Source organism: Methylibium sp., assembly GCF_035762065.1.
Lineage (GTDB): Bacteria > Pseudomonadota > Gammaproteobacteria > Burkholderiales > Burkholderiaceae_C > Methylibium.
The window spans coordinates 63711-73688 of sequence record NZ_DASTPW010000015.1 but is presented as its reverse complement, the minus strand read 5'-3'; the positions used below and the strand labels follow the sequence as shown (position 1 = coordinate 73688).

The window sequence follows — 9978 nt, the reverse complement described above, 5'->3', positions numbered from 1 at the left end:
AGGATCAGCATGTGCTCGGCGAGCCAGCCCTCGTCGCGGGCCATCACGCTGGCGATCCGCAGTGCGTAGCACTTCTTGCCGAGCAGGGCGTTGCCGCCGTAACCCGATCCGAAGGACCAGATCGCGCGCTCCTCGGGGCTGATCAGCTTGAGGATCAGCATGTGCTCGGCCAGCCAGCCCTCGTCGTGGGCCATGGCCGATGCGATGCGCAGCGCGTAGCACTTCTTGCCCAGCAGCGCGTTGCCGCCGTAGCCGGAGCCGTAGCTCCAGATCTCGCGCGTCTCGGGGTAGTGGACGATGTACTTGGTGCGGTTGCAGGGCCAGCTCACGTCCCGCTGGCCCGGCTCGAGCGGCGCGCCGACCGTGTGCATGCAAGGCACGAACTCGCCGTCGCTGCCGAGCACGTCGAGCACCGCCTTGCCCATGCGCGTCATCAGGCGCATGTTGACCGCGACGTACGGCGAGTCCGAGAGCTCGACGCCGATGTGCGCGATGGGCGAGCCGAGCGGGCCCATCGAGAACGGCACGACGTACATCGTGCGGCCCCGCATGCAGCCTTCGAACAGCGCCGGCGTGCCGTCCGCCTTGCCCGTCTCGAGGATCGCGCGCATCTCGGCCGGGGCCATCCAGTGGTTGGTCGGGCCGGCGTCCTCGCGCTTGTTCGAGCAGATAAAGGTGCGATCCTCGACGCGCGCCACGTCGCTCGGGTCGCTCCAGGCGAGGTAGCTGTTCGGCCGCTTCGCGTCGTTCAGGCGGCGGAAGGTTCCCGCGTCGACGAGCTGCGCGCAGAGCCGGTCGTACTCGGCAACGCTTCCGTCGCACCAGTGGATCGCGTCGGGCTGCGTCAACGCAGCCATGCGCGCGACCCAGTCGAGCAGGTGCACGTTCTTCACATGGGCCGGCGCGTTCAAGCGCAGGCCGTTCATCGCGGGGTGGTTCATCGAGGCTCCGAGGTCAAGAAATCTCGCGCAAGCCCGGTCGGTGGGCCGGCGCGGCATGGCTCGACACCGCAGCGTCACACGACGGTCACGCCAGGGCAGTCTAGAAGTCCGCTTCCTATAACGATGTCGCCGGGGATGCACGTTCGGCATGGAAGCATGCCGAACACCCGAACCGGGTGGGTGAGCAGCACTTCGCATCCTTGAAGGCAAGCGGCGGGCCCGCCGGTCGGCCAAGCGCGGGTGCCTCCGTAACATGGATCGCATGTCGTCCGCAGCGCGCCGCAGTCTTTCGTCTTCCGGCCGCCGCGCATGCGTCGCGGCGCTCGGGCTCGGCCTGCTGGGCGTCGGCGCGAGCCGGGCGCAGGACCCTGCCGCGCGCCGGCTCGCCGTCGGCGTCGAGACCTCGCTGCAGCTCTCCGGCCTGGCCCCGCGCCTTGGTGCGGCACTGGCGCGCGACACCGGCCTGGCGATCGACTGGCGCGCCGGCCCGAGCGGCCTGCTGCTGCCGCAGCTCGAGCGCGGCGAACTCGACGCCGCCTTCACCCTCGCGCCCGAGCTCGAAGCTTCGCTGCTGCGCCAGAACCTGATCCACGACCGCCGGCCGGTCGCCGAGACGGCGCTGCTGCTGGTCGGCCCCGCGCCGCGCAAGGCGACGAAGAAGCAGCCGGCGCAGCCCGACCCGGCCGGCGTCGCCGCCCTCGAAGGCGGCCCGGACATCGCGCGCGCGCTCGCGCACATCGCCGCGGCCGGCCAGCGCGCCGAGGCGGTCTACGTCGCGGCGAGCGAGCCCAGCGGCGTGCGCTTTCTGGAACAGGCACTGTGGAAGGCGGCCGGGCCCCAGGCGGTCGGTGCCTGGCTGCAGGCCAACGGCGGCGGCCCGGCGGCGCTGCTCGCGCAGGCCGCGCAGGCCGGCGGCTACGCGCTGGTCGAGCGCGGCGTCTGGGCGGCGCTCGGTGCGCGCCACCCCGGCCTCGCGGTGCTGCTCGGCGACGACCCGCGCCAGCGCGCCACCGCCCACCTGATGCGCCCCTTCCGCGCCCATCACCCGGCGGCCAGGCTGGCCGTCGCCTGGCTCGCGGGGCCCGGCGGTCGCCGCGCGGTCGCCGGCTTCGGGCGCGGCTACCGCGCCGCCGGCTGACGCGCTTGCGGCGCCTCCCGGGTAGGCGTCGTATCCGCTCGGATATATCGCATGCCCTCATGCCGGCGCCGGCGCGGTCGCGCAGACTGCAGGTGTCCCGAAGCTCGAAGCCGCCAGGCCATGCCGTCGTCCTCCGTGTTCGTCCGCCGCGGCCTCGTGATCGGTGCCTGCGTCGGCTTGCTGACATCGCTCGCGCCGCGCGCGGCCTGTGCGCAGGACGAGGCGGTGGTCGTCTTCGCCGCGGCCAGCCTGGCCGACGTGCTCCGGCAGATCGCCCGCGACGGCGGCTTCACGCAGATCAGGTTCTCCTTCGCGGCCAGCTCGACGCTCGCGCGCCAGATCGAGCAGGGCGCGAACGCGCAGGTCTTCGTCAGCGCCGACGAGCCCTGGATGGACGCGGTCGAGAAGACCGGCCGCGTCGCGCCCGGCCAGCGGCGCGAGCTGGCGGCGAACCGGCTGGCGTTGATCGGCCCCGGCAGCGCCGAGGCGGCCGCACCGCAGGAGACGGCCGCGGCCGTCGAGTCGCCGATCCGCAAGCTGCTGGCGACGCCCGATGCGCGCATCGCGACCGGCGACCCGGCGCACGTGCCGGTCGGCCGGTACGCGCAGGCGGCGCTCGCGTCGCTGGCGCTGTGGCCGGCGGTCGAGCCGCGGCTCGCGCGCGCCGACAACGTGCGCTCGGCGCTGGTGCTGGTCGAACGCGGCGAGGCGCCGCTGGGCATCACCTACCGCACCGACGCGCTCGCTTCGAAGAACGTCCGGGTGCTGGCGCTGTTCCCGCTCGCCGCGCATCCGCCGATCCGCTACCCGGCCGCGCTGCTGAACGGCGCCTCGCCGGACGCGCAGCGCTTCTTCCAGCATCTGTTCGCGCCGGCCGCGCAGGCCGCGCTGCGCCAGGCCGGCTTCGGCCCCCCGCCCGGGCCGTGAGACGCGCGCCCCGCGCGATGCGGCCGCGATGAGCGGCGCCACCGTGCCGCATGCGCGCAGGCCCGTGCCTCGCGGGCAGCCCGACGCCGGCGCACGGGCGCGCAGGCCTGCCGCGCACGGGCACCGCGGCCGGCCCGCGGCGAGCCCGGCACCCGGGGCGCCGCGATGAGCGAGCTTGAACAGCAGGCCCTGCTGCTCAGCCTGCGCGTCGCCGCCACCGCCACCTTGTTTGCGCTGCCGATCGCGACCGCGCTGGCCTGGCTGCTCGCGCGCCCGCGCTGGCCGGGCAAGCCGCTGCTGGAGGCGGCGATCAACCTGCCGCTGGTGCTGCCGCCGGTGGTGATCGGCTATGCGCTGCTGCTGGCTTTCGGGCGCCGCGGGCCGCTCGGCGCCTGGCTGCACGACTGGCTCGGCATCAGCTTCGTCTTCACCTTCCGCGGCGCCGTCCTCGCGGCCGCCGTGATGGCGCTGCCGCTGATGGTGCGCGCGGTGCGGCAGGCGCTCGAAGCGGTCGACGGCGGGCTCGAGGACGCGGCGCGCAGCCTCGGCGCGTCGCGGCTCGACGCGGTCGCCAGCGTCACGCTGCCGCTGGCCGCGCCCGGGCTGCTGTCGGGCGCGGTGCTCGGCTTCGCCGCCTCGCTCGGCGAGTTCGGCGCGACGATCACCTTCGTCTCCAACGTGCCAGGCCAGACGCAGACGCTGCCGCTGGCGATCTACAGCGCGCTGCAGAGCGCCGACGGCGAGCAGGCGGCGCTGCGGCTGGTGCTGTGCTCGGTCGTGCTGGCCTTGCTGGCGCTGGCGCTGGCGCAGTGGAGCCACCGGCGGCTGGCGCGCTGGCTCGGCGCGCAGGGCGGGCGATGAGCCTGCAGATCGACCTGGCCGTCGCGCGCGGCACGCAGACGATCGAAGCGCGCATCGACGTGCCGCCGCAAGGCATCACCGCGCTGATCGGCCGCAGCGGCGCCGGCAAGAGCAGCCTGCTGATGGCCGCGGCCGGGCTGCTCGTGCCGCTGCGCGGCACGGTGGTGCTCGACGGCGAACCGCTGTTCGACCGCGTCCGCGGCATCGACTGCGCCGTGCACCGCCGCCGCTTCGGCCTGGTGTTCCAGGACGGCCGGCTGTTCCCGCACCGCTCGGTGCGCGCGAACCTGCTCTACGGCGCCCGGCGCGCGCCCGCCACGGCGCCGGGCCCGGGCTTCGACGAGGTCGTCGCGCTGCTCGGCATCGAGCCGCTGCTCGCGCGCCGGCCGCATCAGCTCTCGGGCGGCGAGCGCCAGCGCGTCGCGATCGGCCGCGCGCTGCTCGGCAAGCCGCGCGCGCTGCTGATGGACGAGCCGCTCGCCTCGCTCGACCCGGCGCGGCGCCACGAGCTGCTCGGCTACCTCGCGCAGCTGCCGGCGCGGCTCGCGCTGCCGATCCTGTACGTGACGCACCAGATGGACGAGGTGATGCGGCTGGCCGACCGCGTCGTGCTGCTTTCCGAAGGCCGGGTCGCGGCGAGCGGCGCCGCGCTCGAACTGCTGAGCGACCTGCGCCTGGGCCCGCTGGTCGGCCGCTTCGAGGCGGGCAGCGTGCTCGCCGCCCGCGTGGTCGAGGCGGTGGACGCATGGGCCTTGTCGGTGGTCGAGGTGGCGGGCCAGCGCATCGTCGTGCCGCGCATCGAGGCCGCGGCCGCGAGCCTCGTGCGGCTGCGCGTGCGGGCGCGCGACGTAGCCCTGCAACGCGAGGTGCTGCCCTCGAGCGCGAGCAACCAGTTGCGCGGCAGCGTGCTTCAGGTGATCGAGCGCGATCCGCCGTACGCGGCCGTCGAGCTGGGGCTGGCGGGGCCCGATTCGCCGCCCGGCGAGCGGCTGTGGTCGCTGGTCACGCGCCGCTCGGTGCATGCCCTTGCGATCGCGCCCGGCCAGGACCTCGTGGCAAGCTTCAAGGCCGTCGCCGTCGAGGGCCGCGCGACCGCCGTTCAGCGCTGAACGCGGGTCGGCCCGCCACGGCGCGCTTCGACGAGGAGCCCGCCATGACCACCCGACGCTACGCCTCCGGCGCGCTGCATGCGCTCACGCCTTGCTTCTCGCTGCGCGACGCCGAGGCCGGCATCGCGTTCTACGCCGCCGCCTTCGGCGCGCGGGAAGTGATGCGCCACATGGACGGCGCACGCATCGCGCATGCGCAGCTGCGCATCGGCGACGCACTGCTGATGCTGTCGCACGACAACCCGGCCTACCCCGAGATCCCGGCCGCCGAGGACAGCGCCTCGCCGGTCGGCTTCTTCCTGGAGGTGGGCGATGCCGACGCGACGGTCGCGCGCGCGGTCGAGCTCGGCGCCGCGCTCGTCTACCCGCTGCGCGACCAGGACTACGGCCGCAGCGGCACGGTGCGCGACCCCTTCGGCTTGCACTGGCACGTCACCTCGCAGCCCGGCGGCGGGGCCGGCGCATGACGGCCGCCGACGGCCGCGTCCTCAGCGTCAACCTCGGCCAGGCCAGGCCGCTGCGCGTGCCGACGTCGAGCGGCGGGCGCAACGTGATGAGCGGCATCGGCAAGCGCGGCGTCGAGGGCGACGTGCAGGTGCGCAGGCTCGGCCTCGTGCATGTGGCCCCCGACGGCGACCCGGCCGGCCGCGAACGCGCCGACGAGCAGGCCGACCCGACGGTGCATGGCGGCATCGACAAGGCCGTCTACGCCTACCCGGGCGAGCACTACGCCTTCTGGCGCACGGTGCGCGCGCAGGCCAAGGTCTCGCTGTGGGACGAAGCGCTGCCGCCGGGCTTCATGGGCGAGAACCTGACGCTCGAAGGCGTCGCGGAGAGCGACGTGTGGGTCGGCGACCTGCTGCGCTTCCCGCGCTGCGAGCTGGCGGTCGCGGGGCCGCGCCAGCCTTGCTTCAAGTTCAACGCGGTGATGGGCTTCAGCCAGGCCTCCAAGCTGATGGCGCAGTCGGGCTGGTGCGGCTTCTACCTGGCGGTGCGCAGCGCCGGCACGATCGCCGCCGGCGAGCGCTTCGAGATCGTGCCCGGCGCGCGCGAGGTCGGCATCCCCGAACTGTTTCGCGCGCAGATGCGGCGCGGCGGATGAAGCTGCGCGCCGCGCTCGCCGCCCTGGCGGCGCTGGTGCTTGCGGCCTGCGCCGCCGAGCCCTGGCGGCGCGATCCGGCCTGGCCGCATGCCGAGGTGCTGCTGCTGGGCGAGCAGCACGATGCCGCCGAGCACCAGCGCATCGAGCGCGATGTCGTCGAGCAGCTCGCAGGCCGCGGCCGGCTCGCCGCGCTTGCGCTCGAGATGGCCGAACGCGGCCATGCGACCGACGGCCTGCCGCGCGGCGCCGACGAAGCCACCGTCCAGCGCGCGCTCGCCTGGGACGAGCGCGGCTGGCCGTGGGCCGCCTACGGCCCGGTCGTGATGGCCGCGGTGCGCGCGGGCGTGCCGGTGGTCGGCGCCAACCTGCCGCGCGCGGCGATGCGTTCGGCGATGCAGGACGCGGGGCTCGACGCGCGCGTCGATGCCGCGACGCTCGAGCGGCTGCGCGGCGACGTGCGCGACGGCCACTGCCGCCTGCTGCCCGAGTCGCAGCTGCCCGGCATGACGCGCATCCAGCTCGCCCGCGACATGGCGATGGCCGAGACGCTCGCGCAGCGCGCGCGACCTGGCCAGGTGGTGGTGCTGGTCAGCGGCGCCGCGCATGCCGACGCGACGCGCGGCGTGCCGCGCCACCTGCCGGCCGCACTCGGCCGCCGCAGCGTGCTGCTGGCCGCCGGCGCGGCGCCGGGCGCATCGAACGCCGGCTTCGACGAAACCCGGCCGACCGCCGCGCTGCCGCCGGTCGATCACTGCGCCGGCCTCGCCGACAAGCTCGCGCCGAAGCGGTGACCGCCGCGCGACGGCGCGTCGCGACAATCGCCCGATGCTCGCCTACCGCCACGCCTTCCACGCCGGCAACCATGCCGACGTGCTCAAGCACACCGTCCTCGTCCATGTGCTCGACCACATGGCCAAGAAGGACAAGGGCTACACGCTGATCGACACCCACGCCGGCGCCGGCGGCTATTCGCTGCTCGCGCCCGAGGCGCGCAAGAACGCCGAGGCCGATCGCGGCATCGCGCGGCTCGTGGCGCGCGACGACCTGCCCGCAGCGGTCGCGCGCTACGTCGAGCTGGTGCGCGCCTTCAACCCCGAAGGCGGGCTCGGCCGCTACCCCGGCTCGCCCGAGATCGCGCGGATGCTGCTGCGGCCGCAGGACCACCTGCGCCTGTACGAGCTGCACCCGGCCGACCTGCAGAACCTCGCGGTCCACCACGCCGGCCGCGCGCACACCGAGGTGCACGGCGAGGACGGCTTCAGCGGCCTCGCGATGCAGCTGCCGCCGCCTTCGCGCCGCGGCGTCGTGCTGATGGACCCGGCCTACGAGATGAAGGCCGACTACACGCTGGTCGTCGGCTCGGTGCGCGAGGCTTTGCAGCGCTTCGCCGAAGCCGTCGTCGTCGTCTGGGTGCCGCAGGTGACGCTGCTGGCCGCGCAGCAGCTGCCGAAGCGGCTGACCAACGCCGCGAACGCCTCGCAGCGCGGCTGGCTGCACGCTCGGCTCACCGTGCAGCCGCCCGACCGGCAGGGCTTCGGGCTGGCCGGCAGCAGCGTCGTCGTGATCAACCCGCCGTGGACGCTGCAGGCGGCCTTGAAGCAGAGCCTGCCCTTCCTCGCGAAGGCGCTGGCGCAGTACGACGGGGCGTCGTACGCGCTCGAGCATCACGAGCCGAAGGCGACGAACGCGAAGCGGCGCTGACGGCAAGGTGCCGGCGCCTGGGCGTGCGCCGCCGCGACGCGCGTTTCAGCAGACCTGCTCGTCGCGGGCGTGGTGCGCTTCGTGCGAACCGTGCGGGTCGTTCGACGCGTGCGCATCCTGCAGTCGCGCCGCCTGGCTGCGCCGCCAGGCGGCCGGCGGTGCGCCGTACTCGCGGCGAAAGGCGCGGCTGAAGGCGGTGTCGGTCTGGTAGCCGACGTCCCCGGCCACGCTCGCCAGCGGCGCGCTGCTGCCGCGCAGCAGCTGGGCCGCGAGCAGCATGCGCCACTGCGTCAGGTACTGCATCGGCGACTGGCCGACCAGCAGCTGGAAGCGCTCGGCCAGCACCGAGCGCGAGGTGCCGGCGGTGCGCGCCAGCTCCTCGAGCGTCCACGCATGCGCGGGCCTGCGGTGCAGCGCGGCGAGCGCGGCGCCGACGATGCGGTCGCCGACGCCGGCGAGCCAGCCGGTGCGGCCCTCGGCCTGCTCGTTCATGTGCAGCCGCAGCACCTCGATGAACAGCAGCTCGGCCAGCTTCGCCAGCACGCCTTCGCCGCCGGCACGCGGTGAGCGCGCCTCGGCCAGCGCGTAGCGCACCGAGGCCTCGAGCCAGCCGCCGGCGTTGGAGTCGCGCACGCTGACCTTCACCACCGGCGGCAGGCCGTCGAGCAGCAGCCGGGCGAGCCGCGCGTCGCAGGCGAGGTAGCCGCAGACCAGCCGCGTCGTCGCGCCGCCGCCGCCGTAGGCCAGCTGCGCCGGCCGCCGCGACAGCACCGTGGCGAGCTTCACGCCGCCGGTGGCCGGCGGCAGGCCGGGCTCGGAGCTCATCCGGTGCGCGTCGCCCTGCGGAAAGATCACCGCATCGCCGGCCAGCAGCTTCAGCGGCGGGCGGCCTTCCATCTCGACGTAGCACTCGCCCGCGGTGAGCATGTGCAGGATCACGACGCGCTCCGCGCCCGGCTCCAGCAGCGCCGCGACGCCGTCGGCATGCGGCGACTGGTAGCACCACGGCGCGCTGAAGCGGCCGTTGATGAAGATCGCGCCGACCAGGCGCACGACGCGCAGCGTCTCGGAAAGAGCGTCCATCGCCGGCTCCTCAGCCCACGTCGATGCGCAGCGCGACCGGGGTCGCGTCGCGCGCGACGCACGACACCCACGAGCGGTCGCAGGCCTGCTCGACCAGCGCACGCAGCCGCTCGGCGCTCACCGCGCGCGCGGCGATGCGCACCGCGAGTTCGACTTCGAGCGGCCCGGCGCCCACCGCGCGGCCGTCGGCCTCGCGCATGCCGAGCAGGCCGCGCGCGTCGGAGCGCGAGTTCGCCTCGCATTCGAGCCGGGTGAGCTCGATGCCCTCGCGCGCCGCGAGCAGCGCGATGCAGGTGCCGGCGCAGGCCGCGAGGCCCGCGCGGAACAGCCAGCCGGGCGTGACGCGGCCGTCGGCGCCGCCCATCTCGGCCGGCATCTCGGTGGGCATCTCGAAGCCGTTCGGATGGCGGGTGACGAAGCGGGTGCCGCCGGCCCAGCGGGCGCTGGCGGTCGAGTCGGCGTGCAGGCCGGCCTGCGGGCGGCGCTGCAGGACCGACTGCATGCGGTCGAGCGCTTCGGCGACGGTTCGGGTTTCCATGCGGTTCTCCTGCATCGGCGCGGCGTCGATTCTGAGCGCGACAGCGCCGCGCCGCGCCGTCCCGCGTCGAGGAGCCGGAGCCCGCGGACGCTCGGGCAACCGATGCGGACGCGCGGGCAACTTCTCCACTGCGTGGTGGAGCCGCGTCGGACGCGCAAGCAGTTCTTGCCGACGCGCAGGCAGGACGCATCGGCAGCGCCGGCCGACAGTGCTTCCCATGCAGCGGCCTTCCTTCGTCGCCCTCGCAGTTCCCCGACGAGCTCTGCATCCGTGCATCCAACCGATGGAGACCTCCATGCCCAAGTACGTCATCGAACGCGAGATCCCCGAGGCCGGCAAGTTGACGCCGCGCGACCTGAAGGCGATCGCCATGAAATCCAAGCGCGTGCTCGACGAGCTCGGCACGCGCATCCAGTGGCAGCACAGCTACGTCACGACCGACAAGCTCTATTGCATCTACCTCGCCGACGACGAGGCGCTGATCCACGAACACGCCCGGCGCGGCGACTTCCCGGTGACCAGCGTCGCGCGCGTCGGCGCGGTCATCGACGCCGTCACCGCCGACTGAAGCCCCATCA

The 9978-nt window shown here is 74.5% G+C and carries 11 protein-coding genes and 1 pseudogene; 9 read left to right on the top strand and 3 right to left on the bottom strand.

Features of this window, described 5'->3' with window-relative positions; genetic code table 11:
- A pseudogene (locus VFR90_RS05320) lies at positions 1–941 on the bottom strand (phosphoenolpyruvate carboxykinase (GTP)); the annotation flags it as partial.
- 262 nt (positions 942–1203) lie between these two features.
- On the opposite strand from VFR90_RS05320, the gene VFR90_RS05315 reads away from it, so the two are divergent.
- From VFR90_RS05315 to VFR90_RS05280, 8 genes are all read left to right on the top strand, one after another.
- Positions 1204–2079: a substrate-binding domain-containing protein gene (locus VFR90_RS05315; protein WP_326405046.1), complete on the top strand. Its 876-nt coding sequence runs from the start codon at positions 1204–1206 to the stop codon at positions 2077–2079.
- A 120-nt stretch (positions 2080–2199) separates the two neighbouring features.
- The gene (gene modA, locus VFR90_RS05310; RefSeq protein WP_326405044.1) at positions 2200–3006 is read left to right on the top strand and encodes a molybdate ABC transporter substrate-binding protein; all 807 of its coding nucleotides are present in this window, start codon (positions 2200–2202) and stop codon (positions 3004–3006) included.
- 165 nt (positions 3007–3171) lie between these two features.
- Positions 3172–3867 carry a molybdate ABC transporter permease subunit gene (modB, locus tag VFR90_RS05305; protein WP_326405043.1) on the top strand — a complete coding sequence of 232 codons (696 nt, stop codon included), beginning with the start codon at positions 3172–3174 and terminating at the stop codon, positions 3865–3867.
- Positions 3864–4976, top strand: coding sequence for a molybdenum ABC transporter ATP-binding protein (gene modC / locus VFR90_RS05300; protein WP_326405041.1), 1113 nt, complete (start codon positions 3864–3866; stop codon positions 4974–4976). The genes modB and modC overlap by 4 nt, the downstream gene beginning before the upstream one ends.
- A 44-nt stretch (positions 4977–5020) precedes the next feature.
- Positions 5021–5443 carry a VOC family protein gene (locus VFR90_RS05295; RefSeq protein ID WP_326405040.1) on the top strand — a complete coding sequence of 141 codons (423 nt, stop codon included), beginning with the start codon at positions 5021–5023 and terminating at the stop codon, positions 5441–5443.
- Positions 5440–6078: an MOSC domain-containing protein gene (locus VFR90_RS05290; protein ID WP_326405038.1), complete on the top strand. Its 639-nt coding sequence runs from the start codon at positions 5440–5442 to the stop codon at positions 6076–6078. The genes VFR90_RS05295 and VFR90_RS05290 overlap by 4 nt, the downstream gene beginning before the upstream one ends.
- On the top strand, positions 6075–6869 hold the full coding sequence (locus VFR90_RS05285) for a ChaN family lipoprotein (RefSeq protein WP_326405036.1): 795 nt from the start codon (positions 6075–6077) through the stop codon (positions 6867–6869). The genes VFR90_RS05290 and VFR90_RS05285 overlap by 4 nt, the downstream gene beginning before the upstream one ends.
- Before the next feature lie 34 nt (positions 6870–6903).
- On the top strand, positions 6904–7779 hold the full coding sequence (locus VFR90_RS05280) for a 23S rRNA (adenine(2030)-N(6))-methyltransferase RlmJ (RefSeq protein WP_326405035.1): 876 nt from the start codon (positions 6904–6906) through the stop codon (positions 7777–7779).
- 45 nt (positions 7780–7824) lie between these two features.
- Here VFR90_RS05280 and VFR90_RS05275 read toward each other — a convergent pair whose 3' ends face one another.
- A complete protein-coding gene (locus tag VFR90_RS05275) occupies positions 7825–8862 on the bottom strand; it encodes an AraC family transcriptional regulator (RefSeq protein ID WP_326405034.1) in 1038 nt (345 codons plus the stop codon).
- A gap of 10 nt (positions 8863–8872) precedes the next feature.
- Entirely contained in the window at positions 8873–9400 is a 528-nt protein-coding gene (locus VFR90_RS05270; RefSeq protein WP_326405032.1) for an OsmC family protein, read from the bottom strand.
- Positions 9401–9695: 295 nt separating this feature from the next.
- Between VFR90_RS05270 and VFR90_RS05265 the strand changes: the two genes are divergently transcribed.
- Positions 9696–9968: a DUF4242 domain-containing protein gene (locus VFR90_RS05265; RefSeq protein ID WP_326405031.1), complete on the top strand. Its 273-nt coding sequence runs from the start codon at positions 9696–9698 to the stop codon at positions 9966–9968.
- Positions 9969–9978: the final 10 nt, after the last annotated feature.